We start from the raw sequence: 23188 nt of genomic DNA on the forward strand, positions 1-23188 counted from the left end.
CTCCGTTCGACTTGCATGTGTAAAGCATGCCGCCAGCGTTCAATCTGAGCCAGGATCAAACTCTTTCGTTTAATCACTGTTACTACTTAATTGCGCTCGCTTGCTTAAAACTCAGAATCAACAAGTGTGTACTTGTTACTTCTGTCTTAAGTGCGAGTGCCGGTCAAACCAAGCACTCACACTCATCGGCTGTAGATTGTTAAAGATCGTTGCCCTGACACAGAAAAACTCGCTAAACTCTTCGTTTCGCTTCGTTTCCTTCACTGCGTCAGCAGCAGAGAGGCCGAACTATACCGGCCACCTCCAAACCCGTCAACACCCCGCACCACAAAAACATCAACCAGTGCGACAAGTGCTTGTTTTGAAAAGCACCGGTCGGGTGCCAGATTCACCCCCATTACCAGCCACGCTGCATCCGCCAACACCGGCCACTCCGGCGCCGTGCAAGATACAGCCATCAGTAATGGTCTGAGACCCTTGGAATGCGAAGGCCGCAACCTGATACCCCACAAACAAAAGGGCGATGCATTGCATCGCCCTTTTGTTTGTGGATGCAAGCCCCTGCCTATTCGCCGCCAGCGCCCTGCATGACCAGCGTCAGCTCGGCCTGCGCGGCAGGCGTGAACGGATGCAGGTGCGAGAGGAACTGCCGCGTGGCTGCAGCCCAGGAATAGCGTTCGGCAAAACGTCTCACCTCGGAGCGATCCAGCTTCAGCGCATCCAGGCACGCCTCGCGCAGGTCTTCCTTCAGTGCGCCGGGACCATCAACACCAATCACGTCGATCGGCCCGGTCACCGGATAGGCGGCCACCGGGCAGCCGCAGCCCATCGCCTCGAGCAGCACCAGTCCGAAGGTATCGGTTCTGGACGGGAAGACAAAGACATCCGCCGCGTTATATACCTCGGCCAGCTCCTGCTGGTTCAATACTCCCAGCCAGTTCACGCCCTGCTCGGCGCCATACTTGGCCCGCAGGCTGGCGGCTGCCGGGCCGTCGCCGCACACCCACTTGGAGCCAGGCAAGTCGAGCTGCAGGAAGGCCTCCACATTCTTTTCGACGGCAACCCGCCCTACATAGACAAAGATCGGCCGACGGGTCTGCAGCTTGTCGCGGTGCCCCGGCTTGAAGATGTCCAGATCAACACCGCGCGACCACATCACCACATTCTTGAAACCGCGCGCTTCCAGATCACTGACCACCACGCGGGTCGGCGCCATGACCGCGCAGGCATCGTTATGGAAGTTGGCAAGGAATTTGTAGGTCCAGGACAAGGGGATGCCGAAGCGCAGCTGCACATATTCAGGGAAGCGTGAATGGTAAGCCGTGGTGAACGGCAGCTTCTTGCGCTTGCAGTACTTGCGGGCAGCCAGCCCGAGCGGGCCTTCGGTGGCGATGTGGATGGCATCGGGCGCGAAAGTCTCGATGCGATCGCGCAGCTTGCGCCCCGGAAACAGAGACAGCTGGATTTCGGGATAGGTCGGACACGGGATGGTGCGGAATTCAAGCGGGGAAACGACTTCGACCTGGTGCCCGGCCTTCTGCAGCTCAAGCCGTGTCTGCTTCAGGGTGCGAACCACCCCGTTAACCTGCGGCTCCCAGGCGTCGGTTACGATCAGTACTTTCATGCGACAAGATCCTCAGTGGTTGCAGTTAGGGTAGTAAAGGCGCGCACTTCGGCGCTTTGCTCGGAAAAGTATTTCTGCCAGGTCAGGATGCGCAGCTCGCCGCACGGCATTTCCACCAGCGCGGTCAGGCTTTCGACCCAATCCCCATCGTTGCAGTACAGAATGCCGTTGATGTCGCGCATCTCGGCTTTGTGGATATGACCGCAGATCACGCCATCCAGCCCGCGATCGCGTGCCTCGTTCGCGACGGCTTCCTCGAAATCGGTCACGAAATTGACCGCTGTCTTGACCTTGTGCTTCAGGTATTGCGACAGCGACCAGTAGCCCAGCCCCAGCCGGGCGCGCAAACGGTTGAACCAGTGATTGAGTGTCAGGGTGATGCCATACAGCCGGTCGCCGACCACCGCCAGCCAGCGGGCACACTGCACCACGCCATCGAAACGGTCGCCGTGCAGCACCAGAAAGTGGCGACCATCGGCCGTGGTGTGAATGATTTCGTCTTCGATACGGATTTCGCCGAACATCAGCCCCAGGAACTGGCGGGCAGCCTCGTCGTGATTGCCGGGAATGAAGGTGACCTTGCAGCCCTTGCGCGCCTTGCGGAGGATTTTCTGGATGACGTCGTTATGGCTCTGATGCCAGAACCAGGAGCGCTTGAGCGCCCAGCCGTCGATGATGTCGCCAACCAGATAGAGATGCTCGGCGTCGGTGTGCTTGAGAAAATCGAGCAGATAGCCGGCCTGGCAGCCGGCAGTACCCAGATGGACATCGGAAATCCAGATACTGCGGAACTTCAGTCGTGGCAGATCGCCCATGCATGACTCCGAGTGGAATTCATGCGGCTATCATGCCGGCGTCACATGACGGTTCAGCGAAGCATTTGTGACATCAGAATGGCTTTATCGCGACAAAACAATGACATGGCACCACCTGGCGGGCCGGGCATGCACGAACAGCGTCCGCATGGTATTTTCAGCGATTCGCCAGCGCCCCAGAACCGCCATGTCCAAGCCTGAACGCCCCGATACACCCTGCATCGCCGTATGCTCGACCGCACTGGGCGACGACGTCTGCCGGGGCTGCGGCCGTTCCGTGCAGGAAGTTGCGATGTGGGTCATGCTTGGCGACGACGAAAAAGAGGCAGTCTGGCAAAGGCTGGAGCAGTTCTGGGCGGAACGGAATCTGGTGCCGCCGTGGGAGCGGCGCGGCTGAAGCGGCAACGAAAAAGCCAGCACACCCCATCCCCCCAGCGCAGATGAGCCCCCCCGGCTTTACTGGTGCTACAGCAGCTTCTGCATGAATTGCGCATCGGGCCCGTAATAGGCCGGCACCACTTGCGCCGGCTCGACCGGAACAAACCCCTGCCGCTGCCAGTAGCCGGCGGCATCCAGCACGGCGACCAGTGTCAGCCGTGGCAAGCCCTGCCCCCGGGCCCAGTCACTGGCCTGTACCAGCAAGGCGGCAGCCAGCCCCTGTCCCTGCCTGTGCGGCAGAATCGCCATATCGTGCAGAAAAAGCTGGTCAACCTCCCCGGGCATTTGCAGCCCGTTCTTTCCCCAGGCCGGCGGCAATGCTCCTGACCAGGGATGGGCCAGCAGATAGGCGCAGACACGGCCATCGTCCTGCACGCACCAGCAGCTTTCCGGCCCGAGACGCTGCTTGTCGCGCAGCACGTCCACAGCCTCATGCAGCGCCGGTGGATAGGCGTGTGCCTGTACCTCGCGCACGGATTCCCAGTCCTGCGCACCGATACTCACAATCTGCATGAATCGTCCCTCCCAGCTCCGCCTGCAGGCGGCAAACCATTAACGCCGCTCGCCATCACCCGGCCTGCCGGCATGAAAAATGGCGGACTGCGCCGCCATCTGATAGGTATACCACCACAACCCAACAATCTGAAAGGCTGCAGAGCAATACCCGTTAGCGCCTCTTTTTCGAAGCCGCTGACTTGTTCGTCGCTTTCTTGCTGCCGGAAGATTTCGCTGCCGGCTTGGCTGCACTTTTGTGCTTGCCGGACTGGCGGCTGGCCCTGGATTTACCCGATTTGCGACTCGTGCCATAGGATTTTCTGGCACTACTGCCGGACGACTCGCGGGTCTGCGGCGCCGGAGCCTGCGCAACCTTCTTTTTAGGCAAGGGCGCGGCGGCGGCCGGCTCGTCAAAAGGCAGCGGCGCATCTTCCGCGAGCGCGACGCCGTGCGTCGCCACCAGTGCAGCCACCATGAAAGCGGTCACTCCCGCGCGCAAACACTGCATTCTGTTCATCATTTCTCCCGCCCCTTGGCCTGCAAGGGGGCGATTATAACCCTAGAAGCGGATCATGGCCGTGTCGTGCCGGTGCTTTCGACCAGAGGCGTGGCTCCCTGCCCGAGCAGAGCCGCGGCAACCGCCCGCAGTGCGGCTGGCCGGCTGGAAAAGCAGGTTAGTCGTCCCCGCAGCATCGGCCAGCACGCCAGATCGCCACTGATGCGGCCGGCGACCAGCCAGGTGCGGCCGGCGGCCTCACTGGCGAGCTGATCCAGCAGGCGCTGCTGCCGCGGCTGCAGCATGGCGTTGTAGGACACAACAATGATCTGGCCAAAATCGCGCGCCAGGCGCAGGACCTCGGCCAGATCGGCGTCACCCGGCGCCAGTGGCAGGTACATCGCACGCACCGGAACACCGGCTGCATGCAACTGCGCGGCCAGCGTGCCTTCGCGGCTTTCCGTTTCATCCATCTCGGTGCGCTGGCGGATTTCGCACTGCAGCACCAGCGTGGGCAGGCTCGCATCCAGCGGCTCCGGTATTCCCTCCCAGCGCAATGCGCCAGCGTGAATCGCGGCAGAACGTGCGAGCGTCTCCGCGGTGGCAAGACTGGCAGGCAGCGGGATCGGCTGGTTGGCCCAGTCCTGCATGCGGTAGCGCGCCTTCAGCGCCAGAATGCGCGCGACCGACTGATCGATGCGTGCCTCGGAAATATCCCCGGCAAGCACGGCCTGCAGCAGTGCGGCATGGACGGCGCGCTGGCGGTCAAGGCGATGCGAAACAAGCAGCACATCGGCGCCGGCCCGGAAAGCGGCCAGCGCACCAGCCACAACCCCCATCCCCGCCGCGATGGCGTCCATTTCCAGGCAATCGGTAAACACCACGCCGTCAAAGCCCATTTCCTGCCGCAGCAAACCGGTGAGGACGGCATGCGAGCAGGTCGATGGCGTGTCGCGATCAGGCTCAATCGCCGGAAAGACCACGTGCGCGCTCATGACCGCCGGCGCACCGGCCGCCAGAGCGGCACGGAACGGCGCCAGCTCGACCTCATCCAGACGCGCCCGCTCGTGATTCACCACCGGCAGCCCCAGATGCGAATCCACTTCGGTATCGCCATGCCCCGGGAAATGCTTGACGACGGGAACAACGCCGCCTGCATTCACGCCCGCCATGGCGGCCAGACCATACTCGCAGACGGTCGCCACCGTATTGCCGAATGCCCGCACGCCGATCACCGGATTGCGCGGGTTATTGTTCACATCAAGCACGGGGGCGAAATTGACATTCACGCCGGCTTGCAGCAGCTCGGCATTGGCAATGCGCGTCAGCTCGAAACAATCGGCAGCGCTGCCGGCCAGGGCGAAGGCCTGCGCTGACGGCAGGGGGGTCAGCCCGGTTTCGAGACGGGCGACCATGCCGCCCTCCTGATCAATGCCGATCAGCAGCGGCAGGGAACTGGACAAGGCATTGCGTGACTGCAGGGCACGCGTCAGCGCCGCAAGCTGGGCGGGGTTTTCGACATTGCGCCGGAAAAGAATGACACCGCCCACCTGCTCATGCTGCAGCAGGCTTTCAATGTGGTGATCGGGCGCCAGTCCGTCAAAACCGACCATCAGCAACTGGCCGATTTTCTGCGACAGCGTCAATGCTGCTGTATTCATGCTCCGCTCCGCGAAATCAGCGCCATCGGCGGCGCAGCGCGCAAGTATAGCGGAGCAGGCGATCCCGGCGTACCGGGCAGTCAGCCCTGGCGCCAATCGTCCCGGGTCTGCGGCCAGATTTCGCTGGCATGCCGCCAGCAATCAAGGCAATCGGCAAAGCGGGTGGCATCCTCCGGCTCCTGCTCCAGCAGCAGGCAGGCCTGCTGCAGGGCGATGGCACCAATCTGCCCGGCAATGCCCTTGGCCGTATGCGCCAGACGCTGGCGCTCTTCCCAGCCTCCCGCCTGGAGCCACCCCTGCAGCAGATCGCCCACTCGCTGCAGACCACGCTCGACGACCCCCAGAAAACGGGCTGGGGCATAGCCCAGGGCATTCGCGGCAGGTGTCAGCGCCCAGACCGGCACATTCTGCGGCACGCCGGAATCGGGAGCCGCAGTGGCATCTCTCGTGTCGGCATCCAGTGCGGCCGCATGCTCAGCAACACACGCCGAGACCATGGGCGCGAGTGCCGCCAGCAACTGATCGCGCTGGAAGGGTTTGGCAATCGAGCCGCTAATACCGGCCTCCTGCATGTCACGCTCGTCCGGCAACAGGCCGGCCGTGCTCAGCAAAATCCGCCCCTGATACTGGCGCGCGCGGATGGCTTTGGCCAGCTGCAGGCCATTCATCAACGGCATGTGGTAATCGACAATCACGCCGTCAAATTCGTTATCAAGCTGCATGCGCGACAGGGCTGCATACCCGTCGGATTCGGCGACCACACTGGCTCCGGCCTGCTGCAGCAGATCCTGCAGCAGATCGAGGTTCATTTCCTGATCGTCGACAATCAGCAGATGCAGCCCACTGAGACTGTTGGTCGCCGGCAGGCAGACAGCTGGCAGATCAGCGCTGGCATGCTGCACCGGCAATTGCAGGAAAAAGCTCGAACCGGAACCGAGCCGGCTGTCGAAGTGCAGCGTACCGCCCATCAGCTCGGCGAATTCCCGGCTGATCGCCAGCCCCAGCCCCGAGCCGCCCGCGCGCTTGCCATCCAGCGATTGTTCGAAAGGACGGAAAATCCGTCCGGCCGCTTCCGGCGGAATGCCAGGCCCCGTATCGCGCACGACGGCATGCAGCCAGGAATTGCTGCCGGCATCAAGCGTCTGCCAGAAATTGACGCTGACCCCTCCCGTGCTGGTGAGCTTGATGGCGTTGCCGATCAGATTGACGAGAATCTGCCTCACCTTGCCGGCATCGAGCTGCAGGACATCATCCACCTTGGGGTCGACACGCACTTCGAAGTAAAGCCCCTTGTGCTGGGCCTGTTCGCGGAACAACGCATCGAGCTGGCGCGTTAGCTGCGACATCGACAGCGCACCGATCTGCAATTCGGCCTTGCCGGCCTCGATGCGGCTGAGCTCGAGAATATTGGCCAGCAGGTTCTGCAGGTATTCGCCACTGGAAGCAATGCGTTCCAGCCACTGCTGCTGCCTTGGCGCCAGCCCGCCAGCCTCGCGCAGACGCTGACCGTAACCGAGAATGGCCGTCAGCGGCGTGCGGATTTCATGGCTGACATGCGCAAGGAAACGGCTCTTGGCCAGGCTGGCCGATTCCGCGACTTCCAGTGCCTCGTTGAGCTGCTGCGCCATCTTCTGCTGTTCCTGCTGACGCCGCTCCAGGCGCCACAGCGACCAGAACATGAAGGCGGCAAACACGCACAGCATGCCGAACTCCAGCATGGAAAGCAGAATGCGCGTGCGCGCCATGCCATCGATCTGCTGCTTGCGCTCGGCATTGCGCTCGGCAAACTGGGTGCGGGCCGCCTGGACGATGAAATCCACATCATCATTCAGGGCAAACACGGCGCGCTGCAGGCGCTCCGGCCCCTGCGGGCGTTCCATGGCAGCCACGAAGGCATCGATTCCCTCGGCACGCGTCGCCAGCAAATCCAGCCGTTCGGCCAGCTCGGGAGTTCCGCGCGCCAGTTCGGCGAAGGCCGGGTCACGCAACATGGTGATGCGTCCGACGAAAATGTCCTGCCAGCGCCGGACCGCCACATAGGAATCCGGGTTGCGCACATGGCGCAGCTTCAGTGCCTCTTCCCGCAGGTGCTGGTATTCATTGCCGAGCTGGAAAACCTGCCAGAGCTGGTTTTCCACCGCAAACTCGGTCATCCGCGACAACTCGTTGCGCTGCCGGATTTCCAGTTGCAGCACGAAAAACAGCGTCAGCCCCAGCGCACCGATGGCGGCCAGGGCAATCCAGCGCAGATGATGCAGGAGATAGTTCACGGCAGGCAGGCGTGCTTGTGCTATTGAACGTCGATCTGGCTGAGCTGCCAGACGCAACGCTGGTAATACTCCGAAGTCCGCAATGCTTCATTGCGGTCAAACGGGAACATCACGAAAAGCGGCCCCTTGGTGCGGGGCGTCATCACCTCGCCGTTATGGCGCAAGGCGAGAATCACGCCGTTCTTTTTGGCCTCGGCCAGCGAATACGTCACCTTGTAATCATTGAGTGCCTTGAAGGTCACCTGCCTGCCCGTGGCTTTGGCCTGCGCCAGCACATCGGCCAGCAGCGGCCCTTCGAAAGTCTGCGGACCGGTAAACCAAGGCACGACGACGGTGTATTTCTGCTGAGGCAGTTTTTCGAGCATGGCCCGGTCGAATACGGCCGCACTGGCCTGGTTGGCACTGGCAATGGTGCCATTGACCGTCAGAATGACCTCGCCCTGCGGCTTGTCCAGCGCCAGCGCAGGCGGGGCGGACGCGGCAAGAAGCAGCAAAAAGGCAAGCAGTTTGCGTAGCAGCACAATGTGTCTCCGGAAATGTTTTTATTTTTCAGCAGGCTTCATTGTTGCCAGCCGGCCGGCTTTACGCAAGCGATGCGCCGGGCACGCAGGTATAATCGGCCACTTTATTTTGCTCATACCCCGAACATGGCCGACAAGATCGCAACGATTGAATCGCTGGACCACGAAGGTCACGGCATTGCCCGATATGAAGGCAAAACCATTTTCATCGACGGTGCGCTGCCTTTTGAAACGGTCAGTTTCTCCAGCTACCGCAAGAAACCCAATTTCGAAAACGCGCAGGCGACAGCCATCCATAAGGAAAGCTTCATGCGCGTCACGCCGAAATGCCCGCATTTCGACATTTGCGGCGGCTGTTCGCTGCAACACATGGAATTCAACGCGCAGGTTGCCGCCAAGCAGCGCGTACTGGAAGACAACCTCCAGCGCATCGGCAATGTCTCGGCCGAAGTCTCGCTGCCGCCGATCTATGGCAGCCCCTGGGGTTACCGCCACCGTGCACGCCTGTCGGTGCGCCATGTCGCCAAGAAGGGCGGCATGCTGGTTGGTTTCCACGAGAAGCGCTCGTCCTACATCGCCGACATGACCGAGTGCCACATCCTGGTGCCGCATGTCGCGAAGCAATTGCCGGCCATGCGCGAGCTGGTCAGCAAGTTGTCGATTTTCGACCGCATGCCGCAAATCGAAGTGGCCGTCGGCAGCAAGGTCACCGTGCTGGTGTTCCGCAATATGGAAGCCATCACGCCGGCCGATGAAGCGATCCTGAAAGCCTACGCGGACGAGTGGCAGGTGCAGATCTGGCTGCAGCCCAAGGGGCCGGACACCGCCTACCCGCTCTACCCGCTCGACGCACCGCAGCTTTCCTACGAACTGCCGGAATTCGGCATCGAAATGCCGTTCAAGCCGACCGAATTCACGCAGGTGAATCATCAATTGAATCGCGTCATGGTCGAGCGCGCGATCAATATGCTCGACCCGCAGCCGGGCGAAACCATTGCCGACATGTTCTGCGGCCTGGGCAACTTCACGCTGCCGATCGCCAAGCGCGGCGCGAAAGTTCTCGGCATGGAAGGCAGCCAGCAACTGGTCGAGCGCGCATTCCAGAGCGCGGAACACAACAAGCTCAGAGACAAGGTCGATTTCAAGGTCGCCAATCTGTTCGAGATGACCCCAGACTGGCTGAACCAGCTCGGCCATTTCGACAAGATGCTGATCGACCCGCCGCGCGACGGCGCCATCGAGCTGGTCAAGGCCATCGACCCGATCAATGGCCCCAAACGTATCGTGTATGTGTCCTGTAATCCATCGACGCTGGCACGTGATGCCAATGTGCTGGTGAACGTGAAGGGCTACACGATGAAATCCGCCGGGATCATGAACATGTTCCCGCACACCACGCATGTGGAATCCATCGCCTGGTTCGAAAAAACCGGCCCGGGACTGAATGCCGAGGAACTGGCGGCCCTGGAAGCGCGCGAAGAAGCCGCGCGTCAGGCCGCCAAGGAAGCGCGCAAGCTGGAGGCCGCAGCCGAGGCCAAACGCAAAGCGGACAAGGAAGCGGAACTCGCCGCCAACCGTGCGCGCAAGGCTGCTGAAAAGGAAGCCCGCCGCGCCGAATGGGAAGCCAGGCAAGCCGCCGAAGGTGGGCAATCCGACGCCTGAGCGGATCATGCAAGGATCAAAAAGGGGCGCCGTTTGCGCCCCTTTTTGTTGGCCACGCACAATACATGGCGATGTATGCCATTCAAGCCATTTATTCGTAAAGGCTACAGCCACATACTCATCAAAAAGGCAGCACCCCGCCGGAGCTGGGCCGCAGCCCATTCTGGGCGGCAATCGGGCAAAAACACCTACAGCGTGACGACAAACTGCCCGAGCAGATAGATCAGCAGGCCGATCAGCCCGCCCACCAGCGTGCCATTCACGCGGATGTACTGCAGATCGGTACCAATATTAAGCTCCAGCCGGTCAACCATCGTGCGGTCATCCCAGTCCTTCACCTGCGTAGCAATGAAATCGGCAATCGGCTCGCGCCAGCGCTCCAGCAGGCGCGGCACCGCCAGTTCAACCTGCTCGTTGATCCACGCCCGCATGCCGGGGTCGCGCCGCAGGCGCACTGCCAGCGTTGCGGTGACGGCCTCCAGCTGATGGCGGATGACCGAATCCGGCTGCTGGACGTCGAGTGCCAGCCAGTCGACCACGCTCTGCCAGAAGGCTTCGAGCTGCCCGGCAAAGGCCGGCTGCGCCAGCAGCTCATGCTGGGCACGCACCAGTCGCTGCTGCAGCTGCGGATCGTGCCGCAACTGGACGGCGAGCTCGACCAGCCAGCCATCAAGCCGCTGGCGCAGCGCGTGCTGCGGATCATGGCAGGCCAGCCGCAGCTCGCGCTGCACGCCGTGCACCAGCTTTTCGGTGACATAGCGCGCGGCGGCACGGTCAAGGCTGATGTAGCGCAGGATGTTCATTTCGCCGGCAACCACAGTCACCAGCCTTTCCTGCACATCGGTTTCGTCCAGCTGGCGGTCCAGCTCGCGCAGCACTTCCTCCAGCAAGCGGTGGTGACGGTTGCCGTAGGCCAGCCCGTCGAGCAGCGACGCCAGCAGCGGCGCCATGTCGAGGCGCTGCAGGTGCTGCTGCAGCGTTTCACCGACGAAGGTGGCGACACGGCGGTCGTTCAGCGCCAGCAGCAGCTGGCTGAGGAGATTGAACAGCAGCTCGTTCAGCCATTGCTGCGCCTGCGGACGTGCCAGCCAGCGCATGAGCTGCGCGGCCGGGTTGTAATCGCGCAGCGCCGCCAGCACCCGCTCGGTCGACAGGAAATTGCCGGTAATGAAGCTGCCGAGGCTATCGGCAATCCGTGCCTTGTTCTTCGGAATGATCGCTGTGTGCGTCAACGGCACACCCAGCGGATGCCGGAACAGCGCCACCACCGCGAACCAGTCGGCCAGCGCGCCGATCATCGCAGCCTCCGAAAATGCTGCGACATAAGGCCAGAGCGGGTGCGTATTGCGCAGATACTGCGCCAGCAGGAAAAGCGCGGTGACCAGCAGCAAGAGGCCCAGCGCCAGCCGCCGTGCCCGCGTCAGGCGCTGGCGTTTCAGCCGTGTATCGATCGAATCCTGCTCGCTTGCCATTGCCTGCCCTCCCCCTTCTTTTGTCCGCACCACTATAGCCAGAAAAAGCCGGCTGGCGCAGCATGCCAAGTTCAGTAGCCTTCATTGGAATTTGTTATTCTTGGGTCATCCCTGAACAATTCAGCCTTTGCGCCCCTTCACATGTCAGCGTTACTCGAATTACAGGAATGGTATCTGGCTCATTGCAATGACGAATGGGAACATGGTCAGGGCGTCCGTGTCGAGACACTCGACAATCCCGGCTGGAAGCTTGTCGTCGACTTGGCAGGCACAGAACTAAGTGGCAAGTACTTTGATGCGGTGGCAGTAAACTGTGACGCCGGCAATGGGACTGATGAGCAACACTGGTTTCACTGCACGATCCAGAGCCAGAAATTTACAGCTTACGGAGGTCCCAGAAACCTGGACACCCTGCTGCAGATATTCCTTGACTGGGCCAAAGCAGACCATACCGATCCCAAACAATAACTGCACCGAGCTAGGAAAACAGCTGCACCTTGCCGTCGCGCGCCTTCAGTTCCTTCTGAATCAGCTTGTAGCTGTCGACATCGAACTGCGGCACTGACTCCGCCAGCAGCGCCGGCAGCTCGGCCGGATCGTGAATCGTGCCAAGATAGCACCAGTGCAGGATCACATGCAGGGCAGGCGCCCATTCCGGGCCTTCAGGCAGCGCGATCGCGTCCGGATAGGGCCAGGCGGCAAAACGGTGCCGGGCCAGGCCGAACAGCAGCCTCGCGTTGTGCCCGGCTGCCGGCTCGCTGGCCACGCAGATACCGCCGGTTTTGCCCAGCGCGCAGGCGGCGCACCCCTTGCCCGTTTTCGGGCGCACTTCCAGCCCCAGTACCTGCCTGCACAGGCCATTGGCGTCAGCCAGTTTGCTCAGCAGCGCGCGGGCTTCGCGCCGGCTGCGAAACGGCCCGTAGAGGGCATCGCCGGCCGCCAGATCCAGCCCGTCCAGCGCCACCAGCTGCGGGCGCAGCAGGCCATTATCCTGCGTCTCCAGCTGCCACGCGCAGAGCTCCTGATCGCGCCGTGCTTGCGGGTTGAGGCGCGGCGCAAGCTGGCGCAGCCAGCGCTGTTCAAGCAACAGGGCGCCGAATTCACCCGCGGTTTCCGTCCAGTCGATGCGAGTGGTCTGCTGCAGGAGGATGTGCGTGCTGGCCATGTCACGGCTGACCTTGCCGAGCTTTTTGGCCGGTGCGAAATACTGCAGCACGCGCTTGCGAATATTGGGCGCGCGCGCCACCAGCAGCGCCTGCCCGCTGGCGTCATAAAAGGCGAACACGCCGGCGCTTTCCGGCAGCTCGTCGGCCACCTGCGGGTCAACGCCCGGCGGCAGCGCGGGCTTGTTCGTCAGCTCGGCAATGGCGCCAGCCACCGTGTCGCGGCCATGCTCGCGCACGAGCACCGCGAGAAACTGCTCCAGCAGCACCGCATCGGTCAGCGCACGGTGCCGGTCGCCCTCGAAAACGAGGCCGTGCCGGGCAATCAGCGTGTCGAGGCTGTGCTTGAACTCAGTCGGATAGAGCTGCTTCGAGAGCTTGACGGTACACAGCACCGGCGCAACCAGCTTGCGGCCGAGGCGCTTGAATTCGCTGCGCAGAAAGCCGTAGTCAAAGCGGGCGTTGTGCGCGACGAACACCCGGCCCTGCAGCCTGGCGAACACCTCGTCGGCCAGATCAGCAAAGGGCGGCGCGTCGGCCACCATCGCGTCGTCGATGCCGGTGAGCTGCTGGATGAAGGCCGGAATCGGCTGCTGCGGATTGACCAGCGCGCTCCAGCGCCGGCAGCCGTCCGCATCGATCTGCACGATGCCGATCTCGGTAATGCGGTCACGCAGCGCATTGGCGCCGGTGGTTTCGAGATCGACCAGCACCAGCGGTGCATCGTAATAGGGATTGGACATCGACAGTACAGCTCCGGGTATCAGCCCATAACCATTTTATTCAAAGGGCTACAGCCACATACCCATGATGGTGGACACCCGCATCGCAGATGCGGGCCGGCAAGGCGCTCATTGTACCGGAAAGGTTTTACAGAATCCGGCTGCGCGGCGGGCCGGGCCAGCGGTGCAGGTCGGGCCGGTGCATGGGTGAGCGATACAGGTGCAGCACCTTCTTCACGTACTGCTGCGTCTCCTTGTACGGCGGCACGCCGCGATAGCGCTCAACCGCCTTTTCGCCCGCGTTGTAGCCGGCAGCCACCAGTGCCACGTCGCCTTCGAAACGGTCGAGCAGGAAACGCAGATAGCGCACGCCACCGCGGATGTTCTGGCTGGCGTTGAAGGCGTCCTTCACATTGAAGCGCTCGGCCGTTTCCGGAATCAGCTGCATCACGCCCATGGCATTGGCCGGCGACACCACCTGCGGATCAAAGCGCGACTCGACCGTGGCAATGCTCAGCGCCAGTCGCGGATCGACGTTGTACCAGCCGGCCATGCGCTCGACCATGCCGGCCACCCAGCGCTTGTTTTTCGGCAAACCGGCCAGAATGGCATCCAGCTCCGGCGAGCCGGCCACCGCATAGGCCTTGCTGCGCGGCGGCAGTGCGCCGGTCGTCACGCAATCGGGCAGGGTTTCGCCGGCGATGGCGACGGTATCGAGCATGTTCTGCGCTTCGCGATGGCCCTGCATGGCGGCGGCGGAAAACAGCGTCGCCGCCACCTTGCGGTCGGCATCCACACCACCACCGAAGGCATAGAGCATGCCGAGCCGGTACTGCGCCTCGGTCACGCCCTGCCGCGCAAGCTGGCAGTAGCGCACGGCGGCCTGCCAGGGGTCGCTGTTTTCCAGCCGGGTGGCCGCTGCGAGCGCGGCCTCCTGCGGCTCGTCGGCAGCCTGTGCGACGACGCAGGAAAACAGCAGGCACAGCAGCAGGCCGGCGCGCATCCGCTGCATGCTCAGCCCTGTTTCACGAAACGCCAGCACTGATGGATGCGCTTGTTGCGGAAGTCATCCGGCACCGATTGCACTGAGATATCCTCGCACAGGGGGGCGATGTGGTCGTCGAGCCTGAACGTGCGCAGATTGTTCGAGAAGTACAGCACCCCGCCCGGGTTGAGCAATTCGAGACACGACTCGACCAGCCAGCCATGATCGCGCTGCACATCGAGCACGCCGATCATTTTCTTGGAATTGGAAAAGCTCGGCGGATCCATCACGATCAGGTCGAAGCGCTCGCGATCGGTCATCGCGTTCTGCAGAAACTGGAACACATCGGCGCGCACGCGCTGGTGCCGCGCCTGATCCATGCCGTTGAGCTCGAAATTGCGCCCGGCCCAGTCGAGATAGGTATTCGACAGGTCAACCGTCACCGATTCACGTGCACCGCCGGCGGCGGCGTAGACGGTGAACGCACCGGTATAGCTGAAGAGGTTGAGGAAACGTTTGCCGGCTGCCTCCATCATCACCCGCTTGCGCGTGTTGCGATGATCGAGAAAGAGGCCGGTATCGAGATAGGCACCGAGATTGACCCAGAATTTCAGGCCATTTTCCGTGACGACAAAATCCTCGCCCTTCTCGCCGGTTTTTTCATACTGCTCGGTCCCCTTCTGGCGCTCGCGCCGCTTGAGCACGACCGCTTCAGCAGGAATGCCGAGCACCTCGGAAGTCGCAGCACAGAGATCAGCCAGCCACTGCGCGTGCTCTTCCTCGCTCTGCTGCCAGCCGGTGTCGAATTCCTGCAGGTGCACGCGCGCACCGTAGCAATCAATGATGACCGGAAACTCGGGCACATCGCGATCATAGATGCGGAATGCCTCGAGCCCCTGGCGCCGCGCCCATTTGCCCCAGTGGCGATAATTCTTGAGCAGGCGGTTTCGAAAGCTGGCGATGTCGGCCATAAAGATGCATATCCGGACATAAAAATGGAATTCTACCAGCCTAGGCGATATGCTTGACGGATTAAGAAATCGCTAATGTGTTTCCCCTAGCCTGACTGCCGATCACCACACAGTGTCCAATACCGCTTCCTGCCCTTCCTGCTTCGATACCCGTCTCGCCCGCGCCATGACGGAGGGCCCGCACGCGCTGCTGCTGCTCGATGCGGTGCGCGATGAAGCTGGCGAAATCACCGACTTCTGCTGTGTATTTGCCAATGATGCCGCCGTGCGTGAACTGCAACTGGGCGACATCCGCCTGCTGCAGGGCCGCCAGATCCGCCGAGACTGGAATAACAGCGCCGATCGGGAGACGCTTTTCAGCCTGCTGAAGGAAGTGCAGCTGCGGCAAGCCCCGCTGCGCCTCGAACAGAATCTGGCCTTCCGCGACGAAACCCACACCTATCGCGTGCAGATCTATCCGGCCGCACCGGGCATCGCACTGGGATTGCGCAATATCGATCAGGAAGTCGGCGCTCGCCAGCTGGCAGCGGACTACATGGAACGCCTTGAAGCCGCTGTGCAGGAGCGCTCCCGTGCGCTTGAGCAATCAGAGCAGCGGGCCGGCGCACTGCTTGCGGCGCTGCGCACCGGCATCCTCTGCCATGCACCGGACGGCCGCATCACCGAATTCAATCCGATGGCGGGCGCGCTGCTGGATCTGACGCCCGAACAGATCAACGTGCCAACGACAGAGCTGGCGCGCAACTGGGATCTGCTGGATGAAGAAGGCAGACCGCTCCCCGTCGAGCTTTATCCGAACCGGCTCGTCATTGCCAGCGGCGTGCCGGTGCAGGAAGTCATCTATGGCATTGCCCATCATGACGGCCGCCCGCTCATCTGGTGCCTGACCGATGCCTTCCCGCGTTACGACAACCAGGGCGTGCTCAGCGAAGTCATCGTCCATTTTGTCGACATCACAAGCCAGATGCGGCAAAAAACGGCCAGCCAGCGCAACCGCCGCCGCGCCGAACACATGCTGTTCCTGCAAAGCAATGGCAGCGAAATCAGTGAAGCGACACTATTGCAGGAAGTCGAGCAGCTGGCTTGCACACTGACCGATAGCTCGACGGCGATGATTGCCCTCGGTGAAACCAGTCCTACCCTGGTCGGCCAGCACCAATTGCAGGTCCGCATCAATGGCAGCAGCAATGAAATCATGCTGCTGTGCGTCAGCGGCAAGGCTCGCGCCTATGACGAGGTTGACCGGCAGTTGCTGGAAGACCTCGGGCGCGATTGCTGGCTGGTCCTGCACCAGTTGCGCCTGCAGCAGGCCTGGCAGGCTGACCGCAAGCGCATGCAGCTGGTCATCAGCGCCAGCCGGATCGGCATCTGGGAATATGAAATCCTGGAAAACTACAACAGCGTGCGCATCAACCGCGAACATGCCCGCAAACCGGGCTATCCGGTCGAGCATTTCAGCGAGGATGCACAGGGGTTCAGCGAGCGGCTTCATCCGGACGACCGCGAGCGGGTCATAACCTATCTGCACCAGTATCTCGAAGGTGCGATTGCGCATTACCAGCAGGAATTCCGCCTGCGCGACAGCCACGGAGAATATCGCCATATCCTGTCTTCCGGCGAGATTGTCGAGCGTTATCCGAACGGGCAGCCACGCCGCATGCTGGGGACGCACCTTGATGTGACCGAAGAGCGCCGCACCGTTGCCGAATTGCGCGCCATTGAGCAACAACTCAGCGAAACGCTCAACAGCGTCAATCTGATCACGCTGATTCTGGATGCCGAAGGGCGGATTGCCTTCTGCTCGGAGCACCTGGCTCGGCTGGTCGGCTATACGGTCGCGGAGCTGGCCGGGCGCAACTGGTTCGATGAGTTCGTCCCGCCGGAAGAAAGCATCCGCAGCGCCTTCCAGAATGCCATCGCCACATCCAGCCTGCCGGCCGTGCATGAAAATCCGATCCGCAGCCATGATGGCAGTCTGCGGCAGATCCGCTGGCACAATTCCCTGCGGCGCAACTCTAGCGGACAGGTCATCGGCACGATCGCCATTGGCGAGGACATCACCGAACAGCAGCTTGCCCAGAAAGAACTGCAGCTGGCAGCAACCGTCTTCGACAGCAACAGCGAAGGCGTGCTGATAACCGATGCACATTTCCGCATCGTGAAATCCAATCGCGCGTTCAGTCTCCTGAGCGGTATTGACCCGGCCTCGCTGCCGGGCATGCATGCCCAGCGCCTGTTCCAGCTGGACCGGCCGGATGATTACCGCAAGCAGCGCTATCTGCTGGGCATCAATCATGCATGGCAGGGCGAACTGACCTTGCGCCGTCCGGGCAACCGGGCGTTGCCGATCAGCCTGTCGGTCAACTGCGTGCAGAATGCACAGCAGCAGATCAGTCATTACGTGGCAGTCATCACCGACATTTCCGAGCGCAGGCGCCAGCAGGCACAGATCGAGTACATGGCGTATCACGATCCGCTGACCGGACTTCCCAACCGCCTGCTGCTGGCCGATCGCTTCAATGTGGCACGCGCGCTGGCCGAGCGGCACAAGAGCAAGTTAGCGCTGCTTTTCATCGATCTCGACCGCTTCAAGCTCGTCAACGACACACTGGGGCACCCGACCGGCGACATGCTGCTGCAGCTGGTCGGCGCGCGCCTGCATGATTGCGTGCGCGAGAGCGATACCGTTGCCCGACTGGGCGGGGATGAATTCCTCGTCATGCTCAGCCTGCAGAATGCGGCAGATGCAGCTGAGATTGCACAGAACATCCTGAACGTGATGGCCATGCCGCTGCATCTGTCTGGCCGGGCTGTTCACAGTGGTGCAAGCATCGGCATCAGCCTTTATCCGGACGATGGTGACGATTTCACACAGCTGCAGCAGCGTGCCGACACCGCGCTGTATCTGTCCAAGCAGGAAGGGCGCAATACCTACCGTTTTTATCGCAACACGGCGAGCGACGCCGCGCAGGACCCGCTGGAGCTCGATGCCCGCCTGCGCCAGGCCTTGCACAATCGCGAGCTGCAGGTGCACTACCAGCCGCAGATCGAGCTGGCAAGCGGCCTATTGGTCGGTTTCGAAGCACTGGTTCGCTGGCACCACCCGCAGAAAGGCGCGATTTCACCGGCACAATTCATCCCGCTGGCCGAAGAAACCGGCTTCATTCTGGATATCGGTGCGTGGGTCCTGCATGAAGCCTGTCGGCAGATGCGCGAATGGCTGGACGCCGGCTATCCGGAGCTCACACTGGCGGTGAACCTGTCGGCGATCCAGTTCAGCCGTGGCAATCTGGCACAACTGGTCAGCGAAACGCTGGCCGAAACCGGTCTGCCGCCGCACTGTCTGGAGCTGGAACTCACCGAATCGGTACTGCTCAACGACGCCGAACTGTGCCGGCGTACGCTCAATACGCTCAGCAGTATGGGAGTACAGGTATCGATCGACGATTTCGGTACCGGCTATTCGTGCCTTTCCTATCTGAAAGATCTGGATGTATCGAAACTGAAAATCGACCGCAGTTTCGTGATGAACCTCAGTGACGAGCGCAACCGGGCCATCGTGCGCGCCATCATCAGCCTGGCCAAGGCACTGGGACTGACCACGCTGGCCGAGGGGGTGGAAACGCCGGCCGAACTGCTGCAGCTGCACCGGCTTGGTTGCGCCGAAATCCAGGGCTATTTCTGCGGACGGCCACTGGCCGCCGAGGAATGCCTGCCCTGGCTGATCTGCAGCAGCCAGAACGAGCCGCTCATCGCGCCACCGCACAACGTACTGACCGACTGATTTCCGGCTCCGGCCGGATGTGTTTACTTGCCGCCGGCAGCCTGCCAGCGCACCAGATGCTGCAGAACCGGTGGTGGTACATAGTGCGCCACCACCTGCTCCCAGCCCAGCGGGCCAACCAGTCCTTTTACCATTGTCGAGCTGATTTCGGCGATGCTGCGTGGCGGCATGAGGAAAACCGTGTCGATATGCGGCGCCAGGTCGGCATTCACATATCGCATCTTGCGTTCGTACTCGTAATCGGCCGCTTCGCGGATGCCGCGCAGAATGTAATGAGCCTGGCGTTCGCGGGCAAAATCAACCAGATAGCGGTTCTCAAAAACCTCGATGCGCACCTTGGGCAAGTGCTGCAGGCCATCCCGCAGCAACTCAACCCGTTCTGCGGTACTGAAGGTGTAGCGCTTGTCCGGATTCTCGCCGATGGCGACGATCATTTCGTCGAAAAGGCTGACGCCACGCTCGATCATCCACAAATGACCATTGGTCAGCGGGTCAAAACTTCCGGCATAGACGGCTCTACGCATCACTTTTTCCTCTTGCATGAGCCGACACTATACCATTAGCAAACATTTAATTATGATGACCGGAGCTGACAACCGTCGCAGCCGCACCACTTGCAGCAACACTGGCAGTGGCTACCGGTTGCATGACCGGCTTTGCCGGATGCACATCGCTGTACGGCTACAAGCGCCAGCATGTCTCTTGCTGGGCAGTTTCATGAATAACCAGCCTCCGGTTTCCCCTGTATTGCCGGGAAAACGAAGGCAAACGAAAGACAAGTCTTGATTTTCATGCACTGGTTTGCACCGGACTTTGCCCGGAGCGTGTTGACGGTGGGAGAATCAGCTTCTCAATACCCTGGTAGAAGGAGTGCATGACCGTGATCCGCCATCTGATTTTCTGTGCCACCCTGTCCCTGACTTCGATGGCCATGGCAGACATCAACATCGGCCAGTCCGTGCCAACCACCGGGATCGCGGCCGACACCGGCAAGGCACTGGCCATCGGCGCATCGCTCTACTTCAGCCGCGTCAATGCGCAAGGCGGCATCAATGGCGAGATGATCAACCACATCGTGCTTGATGATGCCTACGATGCCAAACGCGCCGTCGCCAATACCCGCACCTTTATCGAGCGCGACAATGTTGCGGCGCTGGTTTCCTACTTCGGCAGCGGCAGCGGACTTGAACTGAGCCAGTCCCGCACGCTGGAAAATGCCGGACTGCCACTGATCGGCATCTATTCGGGCGCACAAAGCCTGCGCAACAACCCGAACATGTTCCACACCCGCGCCAGCTATGCGGAAGAAGTCGACAAAACCATCCAGCTGCTGACCACTCACCTTGGTGTCACCAAGATCGGACTGGTTGCGCAAAGCGATGCATTCGGCCAGGACGGCCTTGAAGCCGCCAAGGCCGCGCTTGCCAAACGCAAACTGAGCGCCGTCGGCGAAGCGCGGTATGACAAGAACAGCGGCGATGTTGGTGCTGCAGCCAAGACCATGGCAAAACTCAATCCGGAAGTGGTACTGCTGATTGCCGTCTCGCAACCCGCCGCCAAATTCGTCAAGCAGTACCGCGAGTTGGGCGCCAGCTCGCAGCTCTACACCCTGTCGCCTGTGCAATACGAAGAAGTCGACAAGGCGATTACCCGCAAGCTGGCACACGGCCTTGGCATCAGCCAGGTCTACCCCTACCCGAACGATGCCCGCCTGCGGCTGATCCGCGAATTCCAGGCTGACTCGGCAGCCATGCTGAACAAGGGCGAGTATCCGTCCTATGCGCTGCTAGAAGGCTACATTTCAGCCAAGCTGACTGTTGAGGCACTCAAGCGCGCTGGCAAGACGCCCAATCGCGAGGGTGTACTGAAAGCCATGCAGGCACTGGGGCGCTATGATCTGGGCGGTTTTGTCGTCGATTACAGCAACGGCAAACGCGCTGGCTCCAGCTTTGTGGAACTCACCATGGTCGCTCCGGCTGGCGGCCTGACGCGATAGCTTCAGCAGCAAGAAGCCAAAAACACAGCAGTGTGCGCCACGTCAGCGTGGCGCGCATCACTCAATACCCTATACGTACTTGACCTTACACCCGCCTCACTTCTACCATCTGCTGACTGCGCAATTTCCATACAATCAAATCATCCGGGAGTAAAGTAATGAGCGATAACCTGCAACCCGCACCGGTCTCCGGCAATTCGGAATCCAACAACATGGCCCTGCTGGTCTGGGTCGGCGCGATCTTTTTCGGCTGGCTCGTTCCGCTGATCATGTATCTGGTCAAGAAAGATGATGCCTTCGTTCAGGAAGTCTCCAAGGAAGCGCTGAACTGGGCAATTACAGCCTTCATTGCGGGCCTAATCTGCAGTGCACTGATGGTTGTGCTGATCGGTCTGATCCTGCTGCCCGCCTTGCTGATCGCCAACCTGGTGTTCTGCATTCTGGGCGCCGTTGCTGCAAGCAAGGGCCAGGTCTATCGCGTGCCCTTCTGCCTGCGTCTGATCAAGTAATCCGGATGCAAGCTGGCAATCAAAAGCGCCTGCGGGCGCTTTTATTGTGTGCGCTGGCCGGCATGTTCGGCGTACACCGCTTCTACGTGCAGCGGCATCTGAGTGGCGGGCTGATTTTCCTGCTGATGACGGGCGGCATGCTCTGGGGCTGGCAGGCACTGGCAGCGCTGCCGCCGGGCAACAGCTGGCCGGACTGGGTGCAGGCACTGCTGCTGCCCTTCATCCCGATGGCGATTGCCATTGTCTGGATGCACATCGATCTGCTCTTGATCCTGCTGGGCAAGCTGGACCCTCCGCCTGCCGCAGCCGACGGCAAAAAAGGGTGACCGCAGTCACCCTTTTTATTTACCCGATCACGTATTGATCCGCAGCCATTTCGAATGAATGGCTATAGACACATACCCATCAACCCGCGAAGAAATCCTTCACCTTGTCCATAAAGGACTTGGCACGCGGATTCTGCTTGTCGGACTCGCCGCGACCGATTTCGTCGAATTCCTTCAGCAGTTCCTTCTGCCGGCTGGTCAGATTGACCGGGGTTTCGATCACGATATGGCACATCAGATCGCCCGTCAGGCTCGAGCGCACGCCCTTGATGCCCTTGCCGCGCAGGCGGAACACCTGCCCAGTCTGCGAACCAGCCGGGATGCTGATGCGGGCCTTGCCATCGAGCGTAGGGATTTCGATCTCGCCACCCAGTGCGGCCGTGGCAAAGCAGATCGGCATTTCGCAATGCAGATCGTTGCCTTCGCGCTGGAACACACTGTGCGCCTTAATGTGCATGACCACATACAGATCGCCCGGAGGACCGCCATTGACACCCGCCTCGCCCTCGCCGGACAGACGGATGCGATCACCCTCGTCGACCCCCGCCGGAATTTTCACCGCCAGGGTCTTGGTGGTCTGCACGCGGCCCGTGCCGTGGCACTTGCGGCAGGGGTCCGGGATGTACTTGCCGCTGCCGTGGCACGTCGGGCAGGTTTGCTGGATGCTGAAGAAACCTTGCGACACGCGCACCTGACCATGGCCGCCACAGGTGTGGCAGGTCTTTGATTCGGTACCCGGCTTGGCGCCCGTGCCGTGGCAGGTATCACATTCGTCATGCGACGGAATCTTGATCTGCTTTTCGACGCCGCGCGCGGCCTCTTCCAGCGTGATTTCAAGGTTGTAACGCAGGTCTGCACCACGATAAACGTTGGAGCGACCACCACCCCGGCCGCCACCGCCGAAAATGTCGCCAAAAATGTCGGAAAAGGCATCCGAGAAACCGCCGGCACCAAAGCCGCCACCGCCCATCCCGGCCTGCTGATCTACACCGGCATGGCCATACTGGTCATAGGCGGCACGCTTCTGGCTGTCGGACAGGATCTCGTAGGCTTCCTTCGCTTCCTTGAACTTGTCTTCCGCTTCCTTGCTGTCCGGATTGCGGTCCGGATGATATTTCATCGCCAGCTTGCGGTAGGCCTTCTTGATTTCGTCATCACTGGCGTCGCGATTGACGCCAAGGATGTCGTAAAAGTCTTTTTTTGCCATTGTTTTCACCACAGAGACACAAGGGCACAGGAAACAGCGGGGCTGCCGCCCCGCGTTTCTGTGCCCTGGTG

The 23188-nt window shown here is 61.3% G+C and carries 20 protein-coding genes and 1 rRNA gene; 7 read left to right on the forward strand and 14 right to left on the reverse strand.

Annotated features, from left to right (window positions below; all coding sequences use genetic code 11):
- The 3 genes from H559_RS0106685 to H559_RS19260 form a co-directional block, all read right to left on the reverse strand.
- A 16S ribosomal RNA gene (locus H559_RS0106685) occupies positions 1–71 on the reverse strand; the annotation flags it as partial.
- A gap of 494 nt (positions 72–565) precedes the next feature.
- The gene (locus H559_RS0106690) at positions 566–1624 is read right to left on the reverse strand and encodes a glycosyltransferase family 4 protein (RefSeq protein ID WP_028452066.1); all 1059 of its coding nucleotides are present in this window, start codon (positions 1622–1624) and stop codon (positions 566–568) included.
- The gene (locus H559_RS19260) at positions 1621–2439 is read right to left on the reverse strand and encodes a UDP-2,3-diacylglucosamine diphosphatase (RefSeq protein ID WP_051279017.1); all 819 of its coding nucleotides are present in this window, start codon (positions 2437–2439) and stop codon (positions 1621–1623) included. The genes H559_RS0106690 and H559_RS19260 overlap by 4 nt, the downstream gene beginning before the upstream one ends.
- A 187-nt stretch (positions 2440–2626) precedes the next feature.
- Here H559_RS19260 and H559_RS0106700 point away from each other — a divergent pair, with 187 nt between their 5' ends.
- Complete coding sequence (locus H559_RS0106700; RefSeq protein ID WP_028452067.1) at positions 2627–2836, forward strand: DUF1289 domain-containing protein; 210 nt, start codon at positions 2627–2629, stop codon at positions 2834–2836.
- 68 nt (positions 2837–2904) lie between these two features.
- Here the strand turns inward: H559_RS0106700 and H559_RS0106705 are convergent, their stop codons facing one another.
- From H559_RS0106705 to H559_RS0106725, 5 genes are all read right to left on the reverse strand, one after another.
- Positions 2905–3390: a GNAT family N-acetyltransferase gene (locus H559_RS0106705; RefSeq protein ID WP_051279019.1), complete on the reverse strand. Its 486-nt coding sequence runs from the start codon at positions 3388–3390 to the stop codon at positions 2905–2907.
- Positions 3391–3544: 154 nt separating this feature from the next.
- The gene (locus H559_RS0106710; protein ID WP_162143301.1) at positions 3545–3889 is read right to left on the reverse strand and encodes a hypothetical protein; all 345 of its coding nucleotides are present in this window, start codon (positions 3887–3889) and stop codon (positions 3545–3547) included.
- Positions 3890–3942: 53 nt separating this feature from the next.
- A complete protein-coding gene (gene nagZ, locus H559_RS0106715; RefSeq protein ID WP_028452070.1) occupies positions 3943–5529 on the reverse strand; it encodes a beta-N-acetylhexosaminidase in 1587 nt (528 codons plus the stop codon).
- Between the two features lie 80 nt (positions 5530–5609).
- Positions 5610–7799: an ATP-binding protein gene (locus H559_RS0106720; RefSeq protein ID WP_028452071.1), complete on the reverse strand. Its 2190-nt coding sequence runs from the start codon at positions 7797–7799 to the stop codon at positions 5610–5612.
- A 20-nt stretch (positions 7800–7819) separates the two neighbouring features.
- On the reverse strand, positions 7820–8320 hold the full coding sequence (locus H559_RS0106725; protein ID WP_028452072.1) for a putative pterin-binding protein: 501 nt from the start codon (positions 8318–8320) through the stop codon (positions 7820–7822).
- Positions 8321–8446: 126 nt separating this feature from the next.
- Here H559_RS0106725 and rlmD point away from each other — a divergent pair, with 126 nt between their 5' ends.
- Positions 8447–9982, forward strand: coding sequence for a 23S rRNA (uracil(1939)-C(5))-methyltransferase RlmD (rlmD, locus tag H559_RS0106730; RefSeq protein WP_028452073.1), 1536 nt, complete (start codon positions 8447–8449; stop codon positions 9980–9982).
- A gap of 188 nt (positions 9983–10170) precedes the next feature.
- Here the strand turns inward: rlmD and H559_RS0106735 are convergent, their stop codons facing one another.
- Complete coding sequence (locus H559_RS0106735) at positions 10171–11454, reverse strand: DUF445 domain-containing protein (RefSeq protein ID WP_051279024.1); 1284 nt, start codon at positions 11452–11454, stop codon at positions 10171–10173.
- 84 nt (positions 11455–11538) lie between these two features.
- On the opposite strand from H559_RS0106735, the gene H559_RS0106740 reads away from it, so the two are divergent.
- A complete protein-coding gene (locus tag H559_RS0106740) occupies positions 11539–11922 on the forward strand; it encodes an immunity 53 family protein (RefSeq protein ID WP_155845325.1) in 384 nt (127 codons plus the stop codon).
- Between the two features lie 10 nt (positions 11923–11932).
- On the opposite strand, the gene H559_RS0106745 is transcribed toward H559_RS0106740, so the two are convergent.
- The 3 genes from H559_RS0106745 to H559_RS0106755 form a co-directional block, all read right to left on the reverse strand.
- A complete protein-coding gene (locus tag H559_RS0106745; RefSeq protein ID WP_034640101.1) occupies positions 11933–13360 on the reverse strand; it encodes an exonuclease domain-containing protein in 1428 nt (475 codons plus the stop codon).
- Positions 13361–13487: 127 nt separating this feature from the next.
- Positions 13488–14351, reverse strand: coding sequence for a lytic transglycosylase domain-containing protein (locus H559_RS0106750; RefSeq protein ID WP_028452077.1), 864 nt, complete (start codon positions 14349–14351; stop codon positions 13488–13490).
- 2 nt (positions 14352–14353) lie between these two features.
- Entirely contained in the window at positions 14354–15295 is a 942-nt protein-coding gene (locus H559_RS0106755) for a class I SAM-dependent methyltransferase (protein WP_028452078.1), read from the reverse strand.
- A 112-nt stretch (positions 15296–15407) separates the two neighbouring features.
- On the opposite strand from H559_RS0106755, the gene H559_RS21540 reads away from it, so the two are divergent.
- Positions 15408–19079, forward strand: a complete 3672-nt coding sequence (locus H559_RS21540; RefSeq protein ID WP_155845326.1) for a bifunctional diguanylate cyclase/phosphodiesterase — start codon at positions 15408–15410, stop codon at positions 19077–19079.
- 23 nt (positions 19080–19102) lie between these two features.
- Here the strand turns inward: H559_RS21540 and coaD are convergent, their stop codons facing one another.
- On the reverse strand, positions 19103–19603 hold the full coding sequence (gene coaD / locus H559_RS0106765; protein ID WP_028452079.1) for a pantetheine-phosphate adenylyltransferase: 501 nt from the start codon (positions 19601–19603) through the stop codon (positions 19103–19105).
- 350 nt (positions 19604–19953) lie between these two features.
- On the opposite strand from coaD, the gene H559_RS19270 reads away from it, so the two are divergent.
- The 3 genes from H559_RS19270 to H559_RS0106780 all read left to right on the forward strand — a co-directional run bounded on the left by H559_RS19270 (position 19954) and on the right by H559_RS0106780 (position 21910).
- On the forward strand, positions 19954–21075 hold the full coding sequence (locus H559_RS19270) for an ABC transporter substrate-binding protein (RefSeq protein ID WP_051279028.1): 1122 nt from the start codon (positions 19954–19956) through the stop codon (positions 21073–21075).
- Between the two features lie 158 nt (positions 21076–21233).
- Positions 21234–21584, forward strand: a complete 351-nt coding sequence (locus H559_RS0106775; protein ID WP_028452080.1) for a DUF4870 domain-containing protein — start codon at positions 21234–21236, stop codon at positions 21582–21584.
- Between the two features lie 5 nt (positions 21585–21589).
- A complete protein-coding gene (locus tag H559_RS0106780) occupies positions 21590–21910 on the forward strand; it encodes an NINE protein (RefSeq protein ID WP_028452081.1) in 321 nt (106 codons plus the stop codon).
- 79 nt (positions 21911–21989) lie between these two features.
- On the opposite strand, the gene dnaJ is transcribed toward H559_RS0106780, so the two are convergent.
- Positions 21990–23117, reverse strand: coding sequence for a molecular chaperone DnaJ (gene dnaJ, locus H559_RS0106785; protein WP_028452082.1), 1128 nt, complete (start codon positions 23115–23117; stop codon positions 21990–21992).
- Positions 23118–23188: the final 71 nt, after the last annotated feature.

The organism is Chitinilyticum aquatile DSM 21506, from assembly GCF_000430805.1.
GTDB classification, from domain to species: domain Bacteria; phylum Pseudomonadota; class Gammaproteobacteria; order Burkholderiales; family Chitinibacteraceae; genus Chitinilyticum; species Chitinilyticum aquatile.

Excerpts from the sequence above, each read along its gene's own strand:
- H559_RS0106780 (WP_028452081.1), top strand. The coding sequence starts at position 21,590 with ATGCAAGCTGGCAATCAAAAGCGCCTGCGGGCGCTTTTATTGTGTGCG.
- H559_RS0106700 (WP_028452067.1), top strand. The coding sequence starts at position 2,627 with ATGTCCAAGCCTGAACGCCCCGATACACCCTGCATCGCCGTATGCTCG.
- H559_RS19270 (WP_051279028.1), top strand. The coding sequence starts at position 19,954 with ATGACCGTGATCCGCCATCTGATTTTCTGTGCCACCCTGTCCCTGACT.
- H559_RS0106705 (WP_051279019.1), bottom strand. The coding sequence starts at position 3,390 with ATGCAGATTGTGAGTATCGGTGCGCAGGACTGGGAATCCGTGCGCGAG.
- rlmD (WP_028452073.1), top strand. The coding sequence starts at position 8,447 with ATGGCCGACAAGATCGCAACGATTGAATCGCTGGACCACGAAGGTCAC.
- H559_RS19260 (WP_051279017.1), bottom strand. The coding sequence starts at position 2,439 with ATGGGCGATCTGCCACGACTGAAGTTCCGCAGTATCTGGATTTCCGAT.
- H559_RS0106750 (WP_028452077.1), bottom strand. The coding sequence starts at position 14,351 with ATGCAGCGGATGCGCGCCGGCCTGCTGCTGTGCCTGCTGTTTTCCTGC.
- nagZ (WP_028452070.1), bottom strand. The coding sequence starts at position 5,529 with ATGAATACAGCAGCATTGACGCTGTCGCAGAAAATCGGCCAGTTGCTG.
- coaD (WP_028452079.1), bottom strand. The coding sequence starts at position 19,603 with ATGCGTAGAGCCGTCTATGCCGGAAGTTTTGACCCGCTGACCAATGGT.
- H559_RS0106775 (WP_028452080.1), top strand. The coding sequence starts at position 21,234 with ATGAGCGATAACCTGCAACCCGCACCGGTCTCCGGCAATTCGGAATCC.
- H559_RS0106710 (WP_162143301.1), bottom strand. The coding sequence starts at position 3,889 with ATGAACAGAATGCAGTGTTTGCGCGCGGGAGTGACCGCTTTCATGGTG.
- dnaJ (WP_028452082.1), bottom strand. The coding sequence starts at position 23,117 with ATGGCAAAAAAAGACTTTTACGACATCCTTGGCGTCAATCGCGACGCC.
- H559_RS0106745 (WP_034640101.1), bottom strand. The coding sequence starts at position 13,360 with ATGTCCAATCCCTATTACGATGCACCGCTGGTGCTGGTCGATCTCGAA.
- H559_RS0106755 (WP_028452078.1), bottom strand. The coding sequence starts at position 15,295 with ATGGCCGACATCGCCAGCTTTCGAAACCGCCTGCTCAAGAATTATCGC.
- H559_RS0106690 (WP_028452066.1), bottom strand. The coding sequence starts at position 1,624 with ATGAAAGTACTGATCGTAACCGACGCCTGGGAGCCGCAGGTTAACGGG.
- H559_RS0106735 (WP_051279024.1), bottom strand. The coding sequence starts at position 11,454 with ATGGCAAGCGAGCAGGATTCGATCGATACACGGCTGAAACGCCAGCGC.